Raw genomic sequence first — 19,020 nt, forward strand, 5'->3', positions numbered from 1 at the left:
GTTACCGGGCCAGCCCCGCGAAACAAGCCGTTTCGCACGCGCCCCCCGGTGCCGCGACCTTGACAACAACCCGGCGCCGCGCGACAGAGCGCGCATGTCCATGACCTTCCTCTCGGTCGCCTTGGGTGGCGCCATCGGAGCCATCTTGCGCTACGGTGCGGGACTGCTGGCGCTACGCATGGCCACGCCTGGCTTTCCGGTGGCGGTGCTGGGGGTCAACGTCATCGGCTCGTTCCTGATGGGCGCCTTCGCGATATGGTCGCTCGAACGGGGGCATGCGGCGCTGAACCCGTTCGTGATGACCGGCATACTGGGCGGCTTCACAACCTTCTCGGCCTTCTCGCTGGAGGCGTGGACGCTGATCGAGCGGGGGGAGGTGGCGGCGATGCTCGCCTATGTGGGATTGTCGGTGGGGCTGTCGATCGGGGCGCTGGCCCTCGGAATCTGGTTGATGAAAGGAATGCTCGCATGAGCGGCGTTCAGACGATTTATGTGTCCAAGGACGATGCGGATCAGCGGCTGGACCGTTGGCTGCGCCGCCAGTTTCCGCATCTGCAGCAAGGCCGCATCGAGAAGATGTGCCGCAAGGGCGATTTGCGCGTCGATGGCGGGCGGGTCAAGGCCGCGACCCGGCTGGAGCCGGGGCAGGCTGTGCGCATCCCGCCTCTGCCCGATGCTGCCGAGGCGACGGCGCGCGCCCGCGCCCATGTGACCGACGCCGACGCAGCGATGATCCGCGCCTGCGTGATCTATCGCGACGATCATGTGATCGCCCTGAACAAGCCGCCGGGCCTGCCGGTGCAGGGAGGATCGAAAACGACACGCCATGTCGATGGCCTCGCCGAGGCGCTGCGCTTTGGCCTCGAGGAAAAACCGCGTCTCGTGCACCGGCTCGACAAGGACACGTCCGGTGTCCTGCTGCTGGCGCGCACGCGCGAGGCGGCCAAGGGGCTGACCGCGGCCTTCCGGCACCGCAATACCCGCAAGCTTTACTGGGCCGCCGTCGCGGGCGTGCCGACCCCGCGCATGGGGACGATCAAATTCGGGTTGGTCAAGGCGCCCGGTCACGGCGCCAAGGGCGAGGGCGAGAAGATGCACGCCCTGCACCCGCGCGACGTGGACGACACCCCCGGCGCCAAGCACGCGACCACGGATTACGCTGTACTCGAAGCGGTAGGGGCCCGCGCCTGCTGGTGTGCTCTGGTCCCGGTGACGGGCCGCACCCACCAGCTGCGTGCGCATATGGCCGAGCTGGGGCATCCCGTTGTTGGCGATGGCAAATACGGTGGATCAAGCCAGGAAAACATGGGTGATGGCTGGGGCGCGCAACTGGGCGGCGACATCTCGAAAAAGCTGCACCTGCATGCCCGCTCGCTCAAGATCGAGCATCCGGTGACACGCGCCATCCTGCATATTACCGCGCCGCTGCCGCAGCATATGCAGCACACGTGGGATACGTTCCAATGGTCGCCCGCCGATGTGCCCGCCGACCCGTTCGAGGAGCTGGAATGACCCTGCGCCTCGTCATATTCGACGTGGACGGCACATTGGTGGACAGTCAGGGCGATATCATCGCCTCGATGCGCCACGCTTTTGCCGAGATCGGCGCGCCCGCGCCGAAGGATCCGGCGGTCCGCGGCATCATCGGCCTGTCGCTGGATGTGGCGATGGCGCGGCTGGCGCCTGATTTGGACGCGTCGACGCATGACGCGCTCGTCGAGGCCTACAAGCGCAGCTACATGAGCTTGCGCGCGCAGGCGGGCGCCGCGCAATCCTCGCCTCTTTTTCCGGGCACGCGGGCGATGCTGGACAGCCTTGCTGCCCGCGACGATCTGCTGCTGGGCGTCGCCACGGGCAAGTCGCGCCGCGGCCTCGACAAGCTGATCGAGGGGCATGGGCTGCATGGCCTCTTCGTGACGCATCAAGTGGCGGACCATCACCCCTCCAAGCCGCATCCGGCAATGCTGCACGCTGCGCTGAGCGAGACCGGAATCGACGCCCGCGACGCGGTGATGATCGGCGATACGACCTATGACATGGACATGGCGCGCGCGGCCGGGATCAGCACGATCGGCGTGAGTTGGGGATACCACCCGGCTGCCGATCTGGCGCCCGATCACCTGCTGAGCAGTTGGGATGACCTGCCTGCCTGCCTGTCCCGCAAATGGCCCAATCTGCAATCGGAGGTGCCTGCATGAGTGAATGGGCGGCGAAACGATTCTGGACCGACGCGCGCGTGACCGAAGAAGATGCGGGCTACGGTGTTGCGCTGGATTCGCGTGCGGTCAAGACGCCCGCCAAGGCGCCGCTGGTGGTGCCGACCCCGGCGCTTGCCGCTGCCATCGCCGCAGAATGGGACGCAATCGAGGAAAAGATCGACCCGCGCAAGATGCCCATGACGCGATCGGCAAATGCCGCCATCGACAAGGTGGCACATCAGCATGCCGAAGTGGCCGACATGATCGCCGCCTATGGCGAGACGGATCTGCTGTGCTATCGCGCCACATCGCCACAAGAGCTGGTGCTGCGCCAGGCCGAAGAATGGGACCCGCTGCTGGATTGGGCCGATTCGGCCCTGAACGCGCGTCTGCGGATCGCGGAGGGCATCATGCCCCATGTGCAGGACCCTGACGTCGTTCAAAGATTGCGGAGCGCCGTGCGCGGTCAGGGCGTATTCCAGTTGACTGCCCTGCATGATCTGGTGTCGCTCTCAGGCTCATTGATCATAGGCCTTGCGGTGCAGCATGGCGCGCGCCCGGCAGCCGAGCTGTGGGAGATCTCGCGCCTCGATGAGGCATGGCAGGCAGAGTTATGGGGCGCCGACGAGGAGGCCGAAGATGCTGCGGCGATCAAGCGCAGCGCGTTTTTGCACGCTCAGGAATTCTATTGTCTTGCCAGTGAAAAATAGGCGCTAAAACAGCCGCCTGACGCAGAGTAAGCGCAGATGCGGAAACATCATTTTTCGTCATGCGGCCCTTGACCTTTTGGAATGAATCCCGCCAAACTCTGGTCCACTCGGGGGGTGCAACCCTCTGCGTTATGCTATGATCCATCATGGATCTATTGAACCACCCTGACTGAACGGGTGGAAAATCAGGAAGAGGTAAAAATGAAAAAATCCGTAATCTTTGGTGCGCTGACAGTCGCCGGCCTTTCTGCCGGTGCCGCTGCTGCTGCGACCCTCGATGACGTCAAGGCACGCGGCAAGCTGAACTGCGGCGTGACCACCGGTCTCGTCGGGTTCGCCGCTCCGGACGCCAATGGCGAATGGCAAGGCTTTGACGTCGCGCTGTGCCGCGCTGTCGCCGCCGCCGTTCTGGACGATCCGACCGCTATCGAATTCGTGCCCACAACCGGCAAGACCCGCTTCACGGCTCTGGCCTCGGGCGAGATCGACATGCTGGCGCGCAACACCACCTGGACGCTGAGCCGCGACGTTGATCTCAAGTTCGAATTCACCGGCGTCAACTACTACGACGGTCAGGGCTTCATGGTCCCCAAGGCGCTGGGCGTCAGCTCGGCCAAGGATCTGGACGGCGCGACCGTCTGCGTGCAGACCGGCACCACAACCGAGCTGAACCTTGCTGACTATTTCCGCAAGAACAACATCAGCTACGAGCCGGTTCCGATCGAAACCAACGCAGAAGGCAACCAGCAGTATCTGGCCGGTGCCTGCGACGCGTACACCACCGACATGTCGGGTCTGGCATCGACGCGCGCGACGTTTGAGACGCCGGGCGATCACGTCCTGCTGCCCGAAATCATCTCGAAAGAGCCGCTCGCACCGCTGGTGCGCCACGGTGACAGCGAGTGGGCCGATGTCGTCCGCTGGACTCTGAACGCTCTGATCGCCGCCGAAGAAGCCGGGATCACCAGCGCCAATATCGGCGAGCTGTCGGCACAGGCCGGCGATGCACCCGAAGTCAACCGGATCCTCGGCACCGAGGGCAACCTGGGCGAGATGCTGGGTCTGGACAATGAGTGGGCCAAGCGCGCCATCATGGCAGGCGGCAACTACGGCGAGATCTTCGAGAAGAACATCGGCGAAGGTAGCCCGATCGGCCTGGCGCGTGGTCTGAACGCACAGTGGACGGACGGCGGCCTGCTGTATTCGCCCCCCTTCCGCTAAGAACGACCTGAGGGGCGCGGCATGGTCCGCGCCCCTCGACCTTTCCAAGGCACATCAGAGATAAAAACCGCGCGATGCGAGGGACGGAAAAACCATCCCCGACACCGATCGTCCGGAAAACCAGGGAAGTCACATGAGCACCATTACCGACCCCGACACGGGCGGATTCCGCGTATCTCAACTGTTGAGCGACACGCGCTATCGGGCCTTTACCTTTCAGGCGATCGCCCTGCTCCTTCTGATCGCAGCATTCTCGTATCTGGGCTATAACCTCGTTTCGAACCTGCGCGCTGCGGGCCTGAACATCTCTTTCGGCTTTCTCGATGAGGCGGCGGGATATGACGTGGGCCAGGCGCTGATCCCGTATGACAGCCAGTCATCGAACTGGCAGGCGGCCAAGGTCGGTATCCTCAATACCCTTCTGGTCGCGGTTCTGGGCTGCATCATGGCAACGATCTTTGGCGTGATTGCCGGGGTTCTGCGCCTCAGCAAGAACTGGATCGTCTCGCGCCTCATGGCCGCCTATGTCGAAGCGTTCCGCAACGTGCCGGTCCTGATCTGGATCCTGATCATCTACGCGATCATGACCGTGTCGCTGCCCGCACCCAGTGCCTTTCGTGGCGAGACGCCCGACAGCACGATGCTGATGGGCCTCATCGCCTTCACCAATCGTGGAATCTATATTCCTGCGCCCGTCTGGAACCCCGGCTCCATGGTCGTGGTCGTCACCTTCATCCTCTCCATCATCGCGGCCTTCGCCTATCGCGCCTACGCCAAGAAGCTGCTCTTTGACACGGGCAAGCTGCTGCCCATGGGCTGGCCCACGGTTGCGATCATTTTCGTGCCCGCGATCCTCATGTTTTTCATCCTTGGGCGTCCCATCGGCCTCGATATTCCTGTGCTCTCGGGTTTCAACTTCGGAGGCGGCATCAAGATCGGTGCGCCGCTGATTGCGCTGTGGTTCGCCTTGTCGATCTATACCGGCGCCTTCATCGCGGAGAACGTGCGCGCCGGTATCCAGGCGGTCAGCCACGGCCAGACCGAGGCCGCCGCCGCGCTCGGCCTGCGCCCGCGCCGGATCATGAATCTCGTGGTGCTGCCTCAGGCGCTGCGCGTCATCATTCCACCGCTGATCTCGCAATATCTGAACCTGACCAAGAACTCATCGCTGGCCATCGCCGTCGGCTATGCCGACGTCACCGCGACGCTGGGCGGGATCACCCTGAACCAGACGGGCCGTGCCATCGAGTGCGTGCTTTTGCTGATGCTGTTCTACCTCGCCATCTCGTTGTCGATCTCGGCGATCATGAACGTCTACAACAACTCCGTTAAGCTGAAGGAGCGGTAATATGTCTGACACGCACGCAGAATCCGTCGCCTTCGTCCGCAACACCGCAATCCCCCCATCGCCCCCGCCGGCGGCGGAGGCCGGAGCTGTGCGCTGGATGCGCGCAAACCTCTTCAGCTCGTGGGCCAACGGCGCGCTGACCATCGCCGCGCTCTACTTCATCTATCTGATCGTCGCGTCGGTCTGGCCGTGGCTCAGCAACGGGGTCTGGACCACGCCCAGCCTCTCGGCCTGCCGCGAAGTGCTGCAGGGCGAGGTCGGTGCCTGCTTCTCGGTCCTGACCGAGCGTTGGAACCAGCTTCTCTTCGGGTTCAAATACCCCAGCGATCAATACTGGCGTCCGGGCATCTCGTTCATTTTACTCTTCGTGGCGCTGGCGCCGGTCATGTTCTTCAAGCTGCCGCGCAAGCTGCTGATCTTTACCGGGCTCTACCCGTTCCTGGCTTATTGGCTGATCTGGGGCGGCACGGTTTTGATCCCCATCGTTGCGCTCTTGGGCTTTGTCGCCGGCTACATCGCCTATGCACGGCTGGTCAAAGGCAACTTTGCCGCCGGTTTCTTTGGCGCGATCGGTGCCGCGGCCGTTGTCTGGTGGCTTGGCGGCATTATCGTCGGGCTGATCGCGCCCGAGACACCTTGGCTCGAGGTCGTGCCGTCCCGCGATATGGGCGGTTTCATGTTGAACCTGATTCTCGGCGTGACCTGCGTGTCGCTGTCGATCCCGCTGGGCATCGTTCTGGCGCTGGGGCGGCAGTCCAACCTACCGCTGATCAAGGGCATCTGCGTCGTCTTCATCGAGTTCATCCGGGGCGTTCCGCTGATCACGTTGCTTTTCGTCGCCAACGTGGTTCTGGCCTACTTCCTGCCGCCGGGCACAACCTTTGACTTGATCCTGCGCGTGATCATCATGATCACCATGTTTGCCTCGGCATATATCGCCGAGGTGATCCGGGGTGGCCTCGCCGCGCTGCCGAAGGGCCAGTATGAGGCGGGCGACAGCCTTGGCCTCGATTACCCGCAGGCGATGCGGCTGATCATCCTGCCGCAGGCGCTCAAGATCTCGATCCCCGGCATCGTCAACATCGCGGTGGGCCTTTTCAAGGATACCACGCTGGTCTCGGTCATCTCGATGTTCGATCTGGTCGGCATGATCCGCGGTCCGATCCTGGCTTCGACCGAATGGAACGGCGTTTACTGGGAGCTGTTCAGCTTTGCCGCGCTCCTCTTCTTCGTCGTTTGCTACGGCATTTCGCAATACTCACAATGGTTGGAGCGTCAGCTTCAGACCGGTCATCGTTAAGGGAGATCTCTCATGGCCGAAGCTCAAATGAAGGTCTCGGACGAGGTCGCCATCTCGATCCAGAACATGAACAAATGGTATGGCAGCTTTCACGTGCTGCGCGATATCGATCTGACGGTGAACCGGGGCGAGCGGATCGTGATTTGCGGGCCTTCGGGCTCGGGCAAATCCACGCTGATCCGCTGCATCAACGCGCTGGAAGAGCACCAGAAAGGCACGATCGAGGTCGATGGCACGCGCTTGTCGAACGACATCAAGAACATCGACAAGATCCGGCGCGAGGTCGGCATGTGCTTTCAGCACTTCAACCTCTTTCCGCACCTGACCATTCTCGAGAATTGCACGCTGGCCCCCATCTGGGTCCGCAAGACGCCCAAAGCCGAGGCCGAGGCGACCGCGATGCATTTCCTCGAGAAAGTCAAAATTCCCGATCAGGCCAACAAGTATCCCGGCCAGCTTTCGGGTGGTCAGCAGCAGCGTGTGGCCATCGCGCGCTCGCTTTGCATGAAGCCTCGGATCATGCTCTTTGACGAGCCGACATCGGCGCTCGACCCCGAGATGATCAAGGAAGTGCTCGACACCATGATCGAGCTGGCCGAGGAAGGCATGACAATGCTCTGCGTCACGCATGAGATGGGCTTTGCCCGGCAGGTCGCCAACCGCGTGATCTTTATGGATCAGGGCCAGATCGTCGAACAGAACGAGCCCGAGGAATTCTTTAACAACCCCAAATCCGAGCGGACCAAACTGTTCCTGAGCCAGATCCTGGGTCACTGAACACTTTGGTAAGAAATGCGAAGGGCGGTCCATCGGGCCGCCCTTTTTTGCATGCGGCTCAGCGGTGAAAGCGGCTCATGTGATAGGCCGATTGTTCGGCGTCGCGCCCGAATGCCTGGCTGACCGGACAGGCGCGACGGGCCTTGCAGCCATTGGTCAGGCAATCGGCGCCCGCCGGGGTGTCCAGAAATCCGTGACAGGCCGCCACGTCATAGCCCCGCGCGGCGCTCAGCGCATCGACGGGGCAAGCGCTGAGGCAGGGCTGATCGGCGCAGGTCTCGCACGGGCTTGGCGAGGGCGCGGGCAGGGCGATCTTGGCCGCGAAACGCAGTGCGCCGCGATACGACACCCAAAGGCCCTGAACGTCATGCACCAGCATCCCCGCCGGGCTTTGCCACGCCCGGCCCGTGTCGGTGGCCCACCGCAGGAAGGGCAGGTATGGCGGCCCGCCGAAGGGAAAGAGCGGCTCCGCGCTCAGGCGCGCCGCCAGCGCGCCGATGACGCGCAGCGACCAGCGATCGACCGGGTCGGGCGTGCCGTCCTGCCACTCGGGGCTGGCCTTGAGCGCGGTCCAGAAGCCGCGCGCCGGACCCAAGAGGATCACCGTGCCGTCCCCCTCATGCAGCCCGCCCATCACGTCCAGATGCGCAGCCTTTGCCGCATCCGTGATGGCCGCAAGATCCGTCATGCGCGGATCATCGACCCTGCGCCATGTTCGGTGAACAGCTCCAGCAGCGGCGCGTTGGGCACGCGCCCGTCAAGGATGACGACCGCCCGCACACCGCCCGCAATCGCATCGAGCGCGGTTTCCGTCTTGGGGATCATGCCGCCCGAAATCGTGCCATCGGCGGTCATCGCGCGCACCTGGTCGGCCTTGAGATCGGTGATGACATGGCCGGAGGCGTCGCGCACCCCGTCCACATCTGTCAGAAGCAAAAGGCGATCCGCCTTGAGCGCGGCGGCAATGGCGCCGGCCATGGTGTCGCCGTTGATGTTATAGGTCTCGCCGCTCCGACCCGCGCCCAGGGGGGCGATCACCGGGATCGCGTCGTCCTTGAACAGCGTGTGCAGAATGCCCGGATCCACCTGCGACGGCGCGCCGACAAGGCCGAGGGCCGGATCCGCCGGATCGCAGATCACCAGATTGGCATCCTTGCCCGACAGGCCCACGGCGCGGCCGCCCTGCGCGTTGATCGCCTGCACGATCCGCTTGTTCACGCGGCCCGACAGGACCATCTCGACGACCTCCATGGTCGCCTCGTCGGTCACCCGCTTGCCGTTCACGAAGTCGGACTTGATCGCCAGTTTTTCCAGCATTTCGTTGATCATGGGGCCGCCGCCATGCACGATCACCGGGTTTACGCCGACCTGGCGCATCAGCACGACGTCGCGCGCGAAGGTCTCCATCGCCTCGTCATCGCCCATGGCATGGCCGCCGAACTTGATGACGACGATCGCATCGTCGTAGCGTTGTAGGTAGGGCAGCGCCTCGCTGAGGGTGCGGGCGGTCGAAATCCAGTCGCGGTTCATATCACGTTGCTTCATCTGTTGGTCCTCGGGCCTTTGACTATCGGGCGGCGCGGCGAGGCTTGCAAGCGATCAGGCCGATCTCACACAAGGCCCGCGATCGTCGCGCGCAATGTGGCGATGCCGTCGCCCTTCTCGCTGGAGGTCAGGATCAACTCGGGAAAGGCGGCGGGATGGCGCTTCAGCTCGCCGCGCACCTGATTGAGGATCGTCTCCAGCTCGGTGCCGCGCAGCTTATCCGCCTTGGTCATCACCACCTGGAACGTCACGGCCGAGCTGTCCAGCAGACTCATGATCTCGTGGTCCACCGCCTTGATGCCGTGGCGCGTGTCGACCAGCACAAAGGCGCGGCGCAGGTTTTGGCGCCCCGAGAGGTAGCGCTTGAGCAGGGCCTGCCATTTTTCCACCACTGGCAGCGGCGCGTTGGCATAGCCATAGCCCGGCAGATCGACGAGGTAATGACTGTCCGCGAGGGTGAAAAAGTTCACCTCCTGCGTGCGGCCCGGCGTGTTCGATGCCCGCGCTAGCGCTTTGCGTCCCGTCAACGCGTTGATCAGCGTCGATTTGCCCACATTCGAGCGCCCGGCGAAGCACACCTCGATCCGGTCAGGATCGGGCAGGCCGGACATGGCGACGACGCCTTTGAGAAACTCGGTCTCTCCGGCAAAGAGGATGCGGCCCCGCTCGGACGTGATCTGGTCCGGCTCCTCGGCAATGGGGAAGGGCAGACTGTCCATCAGATCACCTCCGCCGCATCGCCCACGGCGATCTGGCCACCGCGCGTGACGACGCCGTATAGGCCGAACTCCTGATGCCCCAGCGCCTTGAGTGCGCCGAGCGTGTCTGCATCGCGCGCGCCGGTTTCGGGATTGGCGGTGGTGGCGCGGCAGCGTGTGATTTCCTCGCGCAGCTCCAGCTCGGCGCCGCCGATGCGCAAGATCCGGCCGACCCAGCCGCGCTCGGCCCACGGCTCCAGCCCGTCGAGATGGATATTGGCGCGCCAGCGCAGCGGCGACAGATCCTGGCCCAGCTGCGCGCCCAGATCAGCGCCCGAGGCGAGGTTGATGATGCTGATCGACGCAAAATCGCTGTCGGTCATGCCCTGATCCGGCGCGCGTACCACAGCGGCTGATTGCGCGCGGCCCTCAGGCATCAATGGGCGCACCCATTCGAGAAATGCGCCCGCATCGGCATCGGGATCAAATGTCAGCTCGCCGCGCTCAGGGTGGCGCAGCGTCACCTTGCCCGCCTCCAGATCACTCGTTGCCGAGATCGCCATCAGCTGTGGCGCCTTGGCCCCGCGCGAGAAGTTGGCGCAGGGTGCCCAGCCACGGCCATCCGCCTCGGGCGCCGCCGCCTCATGCGCCACGGCCCAGCGGCGGTCCCAAGGCAGGGTCGTGCCTTCGGCCAGATGCACGCGCTCCAGCGCCTCAAAGCCATGGGCCTTGATCGGGTGGCGCCAGATTGCGGCAACGCGTGTCACGATTTGTCGCCCTTGGCCTTCGCCTTCTTGTCTGCGGGGGCATCATCCTTGGGCTTGCGCTTGAAGCCCTCGATGATGTTGCCGAAAACGTCAGGCTTGTAACCTTGGGTGCGCATGATCGCGTATTGCTGCGCGAAGGTGATCGTGTTGTTCGCGATCCAGTAGATCACGAGGCCGCTGGCAAACTGGCCCAGCATGAACATGAAGACCCAAGGCATCCAGGCAAAGATCATCTTTTGCGTCGGATCGGTTGGTGTCGGGTTCAGCTTCTGCTGCAGCCACATCGAGATGCCCAAAAGGATCGGCAGGATGCCCAGCGACAGAATCGCCAGAACCGACTCAGGGTTTGGCGGCGCAAATGGCAGTAGGCCGAAGAGGTTCAGGATCGACGAGGGATCGGGCGCGCTCAGGTCTTCGATCCAGCCAAACCAAGGCGCATGGCGCAGCTCGAGCGTGACGAAGATCACCTTGTAGAGCGAGAAGAAGATCGGGATCTGCAGCAGGATCGGCAAGCAGCCCGAGGCGGGGTTCACCTTCTCGCGCTTGTAGAGCTCCATGATCGACTTTTGCATCTTCTGCTTGTCGTCGCCGGCCTCTTCCTTGAGCTTCTCCATCTGCGGGCCCAGCTCTTTCATCTTGGCCATCGAGACGTAGGATTTGTAGGCCAAAGGCAGCAGAAGCGCCTTGATCAGCAGCGTGAGGCCGATGATGGCCCAGCCCATGTTGCCGATCAGCTGGTTGAGGTAGTGCAGCACCGCAAAGATCGGCTTGGTCAGGAAAAAGAACCAGCCCCAGTCGATCGAGTCGAGAAAGCGGTCAACGCCATCCTCGTTCTGGTAGTGACGGATCGTCTCCCATTCCTTGGCGCCGGCAAAAACCTCGAGTCGGGTGGTGGCGCTGTTGCCGGGGGCGACCTGCTGGGTCGGCATGCGCGCGGTGGTCTGATAGATGTCCCGGCGGGTGTCCTGCAACGTGGTGACGTTGAAGCCGCCGGTGTCGCGCGGGATCAGCGTGGTCATCCAGTATTGATCGGTCAGGCCGGTCCAGCCGTCCTGCTCGACCGCGATGGTGCTGACATTGCTGATCGGGTCGAAATCGTCGTAATCCGTCTCGGTCAGCTCGCCGTCCGCCATGCGGATGCCACCCTCGTGGAGGATAAAGAAGTTGCGCAGATCGGCGGGCAGGCCGTGGCGGGCCAGGATGCCGTAAGGCGCAAGTGAAACGGCATTGCCACTGTCGTTCTGCACCGATTGCTCGATGTCGAACATGAACTTGTCATCGACCGAGATCACTCGGGTAAATGTCAGGCCAGCGCCATTATCCCACGTCAGGGTGATGGGGCTGCCGGGGGTCAGCGTCTCGCCTTCGGCGACCTGCCAGATCGTGTTGGCGCCCGGCACGCCATCGGGCGTCAGGCCAGCGCCGGGCGCCCACCCGAAGAGGGCGTAATAGGGCGCATCACTGCCGACCGGCGACAGAAGGCTGACGATGGGAGAGTCCTCCTCGATCGTCTCGCGATAATTCTTGAGCGACAACTGGTCAATGCGCCCGCCCTGCAGCGAAATGCTCCCTTTCAGGCTGGGCGTGTCGATGGCGACGCGCGGCGCGTCGGCAGCTTGGGGCGCCTCGGCGTCGCCTGTTGTGCCGCTGCCTTCGATCGCGCCGGGAGTGGCTGCGATGTCCGCGTCGCCGGCCGCAGTCTGCTCGGCTACATCCGTGGGGGGCGTCAGAGGCTCCTCCGGGGCGGGGAACAGGACGAACCACAGCATGATCACGAGGAAACTCAGCACGGTGGCGAGAATTAGGTTCTTGTTCTGATCGTCCATTCCGGGCTGCCACTCATCTGTTAGGGGGCCGCGCACCCGCGCGGCCCAAGGGGCGCCGGGCGCACGGGCGCGCGCAACTTTACCGCGTTTCGGGCCGTGTCGTGCGCATCGGACTGGCCGATTTCACGCGCGCCACCGGCTTGGCGGGTCACCCGGAGGGTTCAACAGAGTGCGGCCCCAAAGGTCAAGGGGATTCCCGGTCGCAGTCACCTCGCCTCGCCGGTTTTGGCGTGTTTTCAGCCGATTTGCCGGCCGATGGTCGGCGGCGCCTCGAGCCGCGCCATATGGCGCGTGACCCAAGCCACCGTTTCGTCCAGCGGAATGGGCCTGCCGATGCCGTAGCCCTGGACATGGCCGCAGCCCAGCTGCGCCAGCATCGCGTGCTCGCCCGCTGTCTCCACGCCCTCGGCCAGAGTGCCGAGACCCAGTTGCTCGGCCATTGTGAGGATGGCCGAGACCATGCGCTGCTGTTCGGGATCGCGGTCGACCTTCATCACGAAAGACCGGTCGATTTTCAGGCGCTGCACATCAAACCGGCGGATGGATGAGATCGAAGCATGTCCGGTGCCGAAGTCATCCAGGTCGATGGGACAACCCAGATCCGCCAGCCCCGCGATATTGCGCACCACCGTGTCGTCTGGCGACAGTGCCACGACGGTTTCCAGGATCTCCACGTTGAGGCGGCGCGCGGGCAGATCGAAGCGGTCCAGTTCCCACTCGATTTTCTTGACGAGGCGCGGATTGCGCAGCTCTTCTGGCGAGAAGTTGACGCCGACCTGCGGCACATCCAGGCCCGCCTCGTCCCAGATCTTGAGCGCCGACAGGCTATTATAAAGAATGACCTCGCCCAAACGCTCCATCGCGCCCGCCTGCTCGAGAAGCGGCAGGAAATCTGCGGGCGAGATGAGGCCACGCTCGGGGTGAATCCAGCGGGCCAACGCTTCAAACCCGCTGACGCGCCCGGTGTCGGTGCAGATCTGGGGCTGGAACCACGGTTGTATCTGCCCATTCTCCAGCGCCTCCGTCGCCGCCTTGAGCAAGTCGGGCGCCGCGGTGACGGCGAGGGATGTCATGTCGCGGCTGAATGCGCGCATTGATCCGGGGCCGTGATGGCGCGCCTCGGCAAGGGCGGTGGTCGCGCCGGCGACCAAGCCCGGACCCGAGGCTTCTGCCACGCTTGAATCCAGCGCAAGGCCAACCGAGGCGGTGACATAGGCGGTCACGCCATCAATCACGACAGGCGCTTCGATCTGGGTCTGCAGGCGCGCGGCCATCTGGAGCATCACGCCCAGATCCAATTGGCGCACCGGTGCGAGGCAGACGGCCAGCAGGTCATCCTCGATCTGGCGGACGGTGTCGCGCGCGCGCAGGGCCCCGGCGACACGGCCCATCATCTGATCCATCAACGCATCACTGGTGGCGATGCCGTAACGCTCGCGCATGTCAGAGAATTCATCGAGTTCCAGCAGGATGCATCCGGTACGTCGCGAGGTTTGCACGGCGCGCCGCATCGCGGCGTCCATCACATGCTCGAACGCGGTTTCATCGTCATCGCCGGGCAGGGGCGCCCCCTCTGCCGGGCCGTAAAATCCCGAAAACAGCAGGCAGACCGGATAGCCAAGCGCGAGCATGATCAGCATCTGCTCACCGCCCAGCCAGAAGCCGGCCAGCACGACCGCCGGGAAAAGCGCGATCGCGACACGTCCCGAAAGGGCCGTCCGCACAGTTGTGGTGATCCCGTCAAGCCAGGTTGATTTTTCGGACGGCATTCGGCTAACCCTCAAAGTCCCGCTGCCAACCGTTCTACGCACGGGACCTCAACAGGCGCTTAACGCAGTTTTGGAACGTCATCCGAATTTGCGTCCGATTTTACCGACCCAATGGAAAGCCCCGCAAAGTCAAACAGCTGAGGGTCAAGAAGATGCGACGGTCGCGCGTTCATCAAGGCGCGGAACATCACCTGGCGGCGTCCGGGGCTGTTCTTCTCCCATCCGTCGAGGATTTGCTTGACCTGTTGGCGCTGCAGACCGTCCTGACTGCCGCACAGATCGCATGGGATAATTGGATAGCCCATCGCGCTCGCGAATCGCTCGCAATCGGCCTCGGCCACATGGGCCAGCGGGCGATAGACGAAAAGATCGCCATCCTCGTTCACCAGTTTCGGCGGCATCGTGGCGAGGCGCCCGCCGTGAAAGAGGTTCATCATGAACGTCTCGAGGATATCGTCGCGGTGATGGCCCAGCACCACGGCCGAGCAGCCTTCTTCGCGCGCGATACGGTAAAGATTGCCGCGCCGCAGCCGCGAGCATAGGGCGCACATGGTGCGGCCCGCCGGCACCTTGTCGACAACGATGGAATAGGTGTCCTGATACTCGATCCGGTGGGGCACCTGCATGGTTTTCAGAAACTCGGGCAGGACCGTCGCCGGGAAATTCGGCTGTCCCTGATCCAGGTTGCAGGCCAGTAGATCTACGGGCAGCAGGCCGCGCCATTGCAACTCGTGCAGAACGGCCAGCAAGGTATAGCTGTCCTTGCCGCCCGACAGGCATACCAGCCATTTGGCGCGCGGCGCGGCGCGGTCGACCATGCCATATTGGTCCACCGCCTCGCGCGTGTGACGCACGATGCGTTTGCGCAGTTTGCGGAACTCCGTGCTGCGGGGCGCGCCCTGAAAGAGCGGGTGAATATCGTCGGCATCATCCAGCATGGACAGGCTTTAATTCAGATTAGATCACCCGGCAAGGGCCGGAACGTGTGACGGGGCGGCGGCGTTGGCCACGAAATGATCCAGACAAAGAGGAGATGACCCATGACCCGCCTTTCCCTGATGACCGCCGCCGCGCTGGGATTTGCTTCCCCCGTCATCGCTGCCGACTCCGCGGCGATGGCAATGATGAAAACCGCCCAAGGCGCGGATGCCGGTGTGGTTCAGATCCGCCAAGCCGGGGACGGCACGCTTTTTCAGGCCGAGCTGTCGGGCCTTGCGCCCGGTTGGCACAGCTTTCACGTCCACGAGGCCGGTCGCTGCGATGACGGGTTTCAGGCCGCTGGCGGGCATTATGCCCCTGCCGGGAATGATCACGGCCTGATGGCCGAAGGCGGCGCCCATGCGGGCGACTTGCCGAACATTTATGTGCATAGCAACGGTGAGGCGAAGGCTGAGTTCTACAGCGCGCGCCTCAGCATCATTGGGGGCGACGCGCCGATGATGGACGAGGAAGGGTCGGCCATCGTGATCCATGCGCAGCCAGACACCTATGAGACCGAGGCCGAGGCTGGCGACCGCGTGGCCTGTGGTGTGATCTCGCAAACCAAATAGGCGGATGTCACTCGGGGACGTTGTCTATGCCGGACCCACCCCATGGATGACACCGCGCGATGCGCCGCGCGGTCAGCCATGCGCCCTTGATGCCGCCGTGACGCTGTAGCGCCTCCAGCGCATAGGCGCTGCAGGTAGGGTGAAATCGGCAGCCATGGCCGACCCAGGGGCTGAAGATCAAACGATAGCCCCGCACCGGCAGCGCAAAAAGCCAGGCGAGGGGGGTCATTCGCGCGGGCCATGAAGTTTGCGCAAAGCATAGACGAGATCGCCCTTAAGAAGGTCAAAGGGACGTTTGTCCGTCGCCTCGGCCCGGCCGATCAGCACGTAATCCCAACCGGGCCTGCCGTGGTCCGGCAGGACGGCGCGGGCGGCCTCGCGTAGGCGCCGCTTGGCTCGATTGCGCGCCACGGCGTTGCCGACCCTCTTGGAGCAGGTAAAGCCGACGCGGATACCGCTGGCGGCCTCCTCCGGGCGGCGCTCGCGCGCCTGCACCATCATCGAGGCAGTCCCCTGCCGCCCGGCACGCGCGGCCATCAGGAATGTCTTGCGGGTTTTGAGGACGCTCATCTCAGCCGAGCCATCCGCTGAACATGACGAAACCGCCGGGGGCGTCGTCCCGGTCTGATGATCGGGGGCCTCCGGCGGTGTCATGTCGTCGTCCTTACGCTGGCGCTTAGGCGCTCAGCGACTTGCGGCCACGGGCGCGGCGCGCATTCAGGATCTTGCGGCCGGCCTTTGTGGCCATGCGCGCGCGAAAACCATGGCGCCGCTTGCGCACGAGGTTCGAGGGTTGAAAGGTGCGTTTCATCGCTCCGTCTCCAAATTTGTGCGGACAAAGGCACGCCCTGACGGGAATCGCGCAAACATCCGGGTATGTCCGAAGCCCGGTCTATAGTAGGCCAATTTGACCAAGTCAAACCCCGCACGGCCATTTCTTGCAACAAATCGGCGCGTGATCCACAGCCGATGTTACAAGGGTGCCCAGAGCCTGCAACATGCAGGTGGCAAACGGTCACGCGCAATCAAGGCCGCGTGATACGGCTATCTTACGTGGCTCGGACGCGTCATCTATGCCGCACACCGCCCAACCCCTGAAAGGCTACCCAGATGGAAAAGACGGCTCACCAAGAGGCCCGCAAGGACGCGGCCCCGGCGCGCAAGCATCCGGTGCTGCGCCACGCCCCGCTGGCCGTCATTCTGGCGGTCGCGGCCATAGGCGCCTTCACCTTGCGCGATTATCTCAGCTTCGAGACGTTGCGCGACAATCGTGAGGCGCTGCTGACGTATCGCGATGCGCATTTCGCCCTCATGGTCGCAGGCTTTATCGGCATCTACTTCCTCATCGTCGCCTTTTCGCTGCCCGGTGCGGCCGTTGCGTCGGTGACGGGCGGGTTTCTCTTTGGTCTCGGTTTTGGAACTGCATTCAACGTAATCGCAGCCACATTGGGTGCCATCGCCATCTTTCAGGCGGCGCGCATGGGGCTGGGCCGCGCGCTGGCGGCGCGGATGGAGGCGGGCGAGGGCACGCTGAAGCGTATCAAGGAGGGCTTGCACGAGAATGAGGTGAGCGTTCTGTTTCTGTTGCGACTGGTGCCTGCAGTACCGTTTTTCGTGGCCAACCTGCTGCCTGCGCTGGTGGGCGTAAAATTTCGGAACTTTGTGTGGACGACGGCGCTGGGTATCATCCCCGGCGCGCTGGTCTTTACCTGGATCGGCGTCGGCCTGGGCGAAGTCTTCGACCGCGGCGAGAGCCCGGATCTCAGCCTTCTGTGGGAGCCGCAGATCATCGGCCCCCTTCTGGGCCTCAGCGCGCTGGCCGCCTTGCCCATCATCATCAAGGCCGTGCGCGGCAAAAAGGGTATTTGAACCAATGAAAAGCATTCAGACGGACATCCTCGTGATCGGGGCCGGCTCGGGCGGATTGTCGGTGGCGGCGGGTGCGGTGCAGATGGGCGCGCGCGTCGTGCTGCTGGAAGGGCACAAGATGGGCGGAGATTGCCTGAACTATGGCTGCGTCCCGTCAAAGGCACTGATCGCAAGCGGCAAGGCCGCGTATGGTCAGGCGCATTCCGCCCAATACGGCGTCGCCGATGCAGTGCCAGATGTGGATTATGCCGCGGCCAAGGATCACGTCGCGGATGTCATTGCCACCATCGCGCCCGTCGACAGCGTCGAGCGGTTCGAAGGGCTGGGTGTCGAGGTGATCCGCGAATATGGCGCGTTCATCTCGCCGACCGAGGTGCAGGCGGGCGATACCGTCATTACCGCGCGGCGCATCGTGATCGCCACGGGGTCGAGCCCGCTGGTGCCGCCCATTTCGGGGCTGGACAGCGTGCCTTACCTGACCAACGAGACGCTTTTCGATCTGCGCGAGAGGCCCGATCACCTGCTGATCGTCGGCGGCGGCCCCATCGGAATGGAGATGGCGCAGGCGCATCGCCGCCTCGGCAGTCGTGTGACGGTGATCGAGGGCGAAAAGGCGCTGGCCAATGACGACCCCGAAACGGCGGCCATCGTGCTGGACGCGCTGCGAGGAGAGGGCGTTGAAATCGAAGAAGGCGCCAAGGCGACCGAGATTCGCGGCAAGGCCGGTGCGATCGAGGTCGAGGCCGAGGATGGCCGCGTCTTCAAGGGCACTCATCTGCTCATGGCCGTGGGCCGCAAGAGCAACGTGGATCGGCTGGACCTCGGCAAGGCGGGCATCGAGACCACCAAGCGGGGCATCAAGGTAGATGACCGGCTGAAGACCACCAATTCCCGCGCCTATGCCATCGGTGACGTCGCAGGCGGACTGCAATTCACGCATCTGGCGAATTACCATGCGGGCATCATCATCCGCTCGGCCGTGCTGGGCATCCCCGCCAAGGCCAAGACCAGCCATATCCCTTGGGCGACCTATACCGCACCTGAACTGGCGCAGGTGGGCCTGACCGAAGCGCAGGCGCGCGACGCGCACGGAGGCAAGCTGGAGGTCGTGCGCCACGAATATTCCCACAATGACCGCGCCATCGCCGAGCGCACCACGCGCGGCCTGATCAAGGTCATGGTGGTCAAGGGCCGCCCGGTCGGCGCGTCCATAGCGGGCGCGCATGCGGGCGAGTTGATCGGCCTTTGGGCATTGGCGCTGGCAAATAACATGAAGATGAGCCAGATTGCAGGGATGGTAGCCCCGTATCCGACCATCGGCGAAGTCAACAAACGGGCCGCTGGCGCCTATTTCAGCCCGCGCCTTTTCGACAGCCTCTGGGTCAAGCGGGCTGTGCGCTTTGTGCAGCGCTGGCTGCCATAGGCGGTCAGATGGGCGTTAG

At 63.8% G+C, this 19,020-nt stretch carries 21 protein-coding genes; 11 read left to right on the forward strand and 10 right to left on the reverse strand.

Annotated elements, in window-relative coordinates; all coding sequences use genetic code 11:
- Positions 1 to 94 precede the first annotated feature (94 nt).
- The 8 genes from BW975_RS03385 (at position 95) to BW975_RS03420 (ending at position 7,554) form a co-directional block, all read left to right on the forward strand.
- Positions 95 to 472 carry a fluoride efflux transporter FluC gene (locus BW975_RS03385; protein WP_076530965.1) on the forward strand — a complete coding sequence of 126 codons (378 nt, stop codon included), beginning with the start codon at positions 95 to 97 and terminating at the stop codon, positions 470 to 472.
- Positions 469 to 1,512 carry an RluA family pseudouridine synthase gene (locus BW975_RS03390; protein ID WP_076530967.1) on the forward strand — a complete coding sequence of 348 codons (1,044 nt, stop codon included), beginning with the start codon at positions 469 to 471 and terminating at the stop codon, positions 1,510 to 1,512. The genes BW975_RS03385 and BW975_RS03390 overlap by 4 nt, the downstream gene beginning before the upstream one ends.
- A complete protein-coding gene (locus BW975_RS03395; protein ID WP_076530968.1) occupies positions 1,509 to 2,198 on the forward strand; it encodes an HAD-IA family hydrolase in 690 nt (229 codons plus the stop codon). The genes BW975_RS03390 and BW975_RS03395 overlap by 4 nt, the downstream gene beginning before the upstream one ends.
- Positions 2,195 to 2,908 (forward strand): ATP12 family chaperone protein, encoded by a 714-nt coding sequence (locus tag BW975_RS03400; protein ID WP_076530970.1) that lies wholly within the window; start codon positions 2,195 to 2,197, stop codon positions 2,906 to 2,908. The genes BW975_RS03395 and BW975_RS03400 overlap by 4 nt, the downstream gene beginning before the upstream one ends.
- A gap of 201 nt (positions 2,909 to 3,109) precedes the next feature.
- Positions 3,110 to 4,129: an amino acid ABC transporter substrate-binding protein gene (locus BW975_RS03405; RefSeq protein WP_076530971.1), complete on the forward strand. Its 1,020-nt coding sequence runs from the start codon at positions 3,110 to 3,112 to the stop codon at positions 4,127 to 4,129.
- 133 nt (positions 4,130 to 4,262) lie between these two features.
- A complete protein-coding gene (locus tag BW975_RS03410; protein ID WP_076530973.1) occupies positions 4,263 to 5,477 on the forward strand; it encodes an amino acid ABC transporter permease in 1,215 nt (404 codons plus the stop codon).
- A gap of 1 nt (position 5,478) precedes the next feature.
- Positions 5,479 to 6,777 (forward strand): amino acid ABC transporter permease, encoded by a 1,299-nt coding sequence (locus BW975_RS03415; protein WP_076530975.1) that lies wholly within the window; start codon positions 5,479 to 5,481, stop codon positions 6,775 to 6,777.
- 12 nt (positions 6,778 to 6,789) lie between these two features.
- Positions 6,790 to 7,554, forward strand: a complete 765-nt coding sequence (locus BW975_RS03420; protein WP_076530977.1) for an amino acid ABC transporter ATP-binding protein — start codon at positions 6,790 to 6,792, stop codon at positions 7,552 to 7,554.
- Positions 7,555 to 7,612: 58 nt separating this feature from the next.
- On the opposite strand, the gene BW975_RS03425 is transcribed toward BW975_RS03420, so the two are convergent.
- The 7 genes from BW975_RS03425 to ttcA all read right to left on the reverse strand — a co-directional run bounded on the left by BW975_RS03425 (position 7,613) and on the right by ttcA (position 15,097).
- A complete protein-coding gene (locus BW975_RS03425; RefSeq protein ID WP_076530978.1) occupies positions 7,613 to 8,242 on the reverse strand; it encodes a 4Fe-4S dicluster domain-containing protein in 630 nt (209 codons plus the stop codon).
- Entirely contained in the window at positions 8,239 to 9,099 is an 861-nt protein-coding gene (gene argB, locus BW975_RS03430) for an acetylglutamate kinase (protein WP_076530980.1), read from the reverse strand. The genes BW975_RS03425 and argB overlap by 4 nt, the downstream gene beginning before the upstream one ends.
- Positions 9,100 to 9,164: 65 nt before the next feature.
- Positions 9,165 to 9,818 carry a ribosome biogenesis GTP-binding protein YihA/YsxC gene (yihA, locus tag BW975_RS03435; protein WP_076530981.1) on the reverse strand — a complete coding sequence of 218 codons (654 nt, stop codon included), beginning with the start codon at positions 9,816 to 9,818 and terminating at the stop codon, positions 9,165 to 9,167.
- On the reverse strand, positions 9,818 to 10,567 hold the full coding sequence (locus tag BW975_RS03440; protein ID WP_170846579.1) for an MOSC domain-containing protein: 750 nt from the start codon (positions 10,565 to 10,567) through the stop codon (positions 9,818 to 9,820). Before BW975_RS03440 ends, yihA begins: the two co-directional genes overlap by 1 nt.
- Positions 10,561 to 12,390: a membrane protein insertase YidC gene (yidC, locus tag BW975_RS03445; RefSeq protein ID WP_076530984.1), complete on the reverse strand. Its 1,830-nt coding sequence runs from the start codon at positions 12,388 to 12,390 to the stop codon at positions 10,561 to 10,563. The genes BW975_RS03440 and yidC overlap by 7 nt, the downstream gene beginning before the upstream one ends.
- Positions 12,391 to 12,626: 236 nt before the next feature.
- On the reverse strand, positions 12,627 to 14,159 hold the full coding sequence (locus tag BW975_RS03450; RefSeq protein WP_076530986.1) for a putative bifunctional diguanylate cyclase/phosphodiesterase: 1,533 nt from the start codon (positions 14,157 to 14,159) through the stop codon (positions 12,627 to 12,629).
- 59 nt (positions 14,160 to 14,218) lie between these two features.
- Complete coding sequence (ttcA, locus tag BW975_RS03455) at positions 14,219 to 15,097, reverse strand: tRNA 2-thiocytidine(32) synthetase TtcA (RefSeq protein ID WP_076530987.1); 879 nt, start codon at positions 15,095 to 15,097, stop codon at positions 14,219 to 14,221.
- 102 nt (positions 15,098 to 15,199) lie between these two features.
- Between ttcA and BW975_RS03460 the strand changes: the two genes are divergently transcribed.
- Positions 15,200 to 15,709, forward strand: coding sequence for a superoxide dismutase family protein (locus tag BW975_RS03460; protein WP_076530989.1), 510 nt, complete (start codon positions 15,200 to 15,202; stop codon positions 15,707 to 15,709).
- Positions 15,710 to 15,716: 7 nt separating this feature from the next.
- On the opposite strand, the gene yidD is transcribed toward BW975_RS03460, so the two are convergent.
- The 3 genes from yidD to rpmH are packed head-to-tail and all read right to left on the reverse strand — an operon-like array spanning position 15,717 to position 16,520.
- Complete coding sequence (gene yidD / locus BW975_RS03465) at positions 15,717 to 15,938, reverse strand: membrane protein insertion efficiency factor YidD (protein WP_076530990.1); 222 nt, start codon at positions 15,936 to 15,938, stop codon at positions 15,717 to 15,719.
- The gene (gene rnpA / locus BW975_RS03470; RefSeq protein ID WP_076530992.1) at positions 15,935 to 16,363 is read right to left on the reverse strand and encodes a ribonuclease P protein component; all 429 of its coding nucleotides are present in this window, start codon (positions 16,361 to 16,363) and stop codon (positions 15,935 to 15,937) included. Before rnpA ends, yidD begins: the two co-directional genes overlap by 4 nt.
- Before the next feature lie 22 nt (positions 16,364 to 16,385).
- The gene (gene rpmH / locus BW975_RS03475) at positions 16,386 to 16,520 is read right to left on the reverse strand and encodes a 50S ribosomal protein L34 (RefSeq protein WP_012177012.1); all 135 of its coding nucleotides are present in this window, start codon (positions 16,518 to 16,520) and stop codon (positions 16,386 to 16,388) included.
- 299 nt (positions 16,521 to 16,819) lie between these two features.
- Between rpmH and BW975_RS03480 the strand changes: the two genes are divergently transcribed.
- On the forward strand, positions 16,820 to 17,578 hold the full coding sequence (locus BW975_RS03480; protein WP_076530994.1) for a TVP38/TMEM64 family protein: 759 nt from the start codon (positions 16,820 to 16,822) through the stop codon (positions 17,576 to 17,578).
- A gap of 4 nt (positions 17,579 to 17,582) precedes the next feature.
- Positions 17,583 to 19,001 (forward strand): dihydrolipoyl dehydrogenase family protein, encoded by a 1,419-nt coding sequence (locus BW975_RS03485; RefSeq protein ID WP_076530996.1) that lies wholly within the window; start codon positions 17,583 to 17,585, stop codon positions 18,999 to 19,001.
- Positions 19,002 to 19,020: the final 19 nt, after the last annotated feature.

Source organism: Roseovarius nanhaiticus (assembly GCF_900156535.1).
Lineage (GTDB): Bacteria > Pseudomonadota > Alphaproteobacteria > Rhodobacterales > Rhodobacteraceae > Roseovarius > Roseovarius nanhaiticus.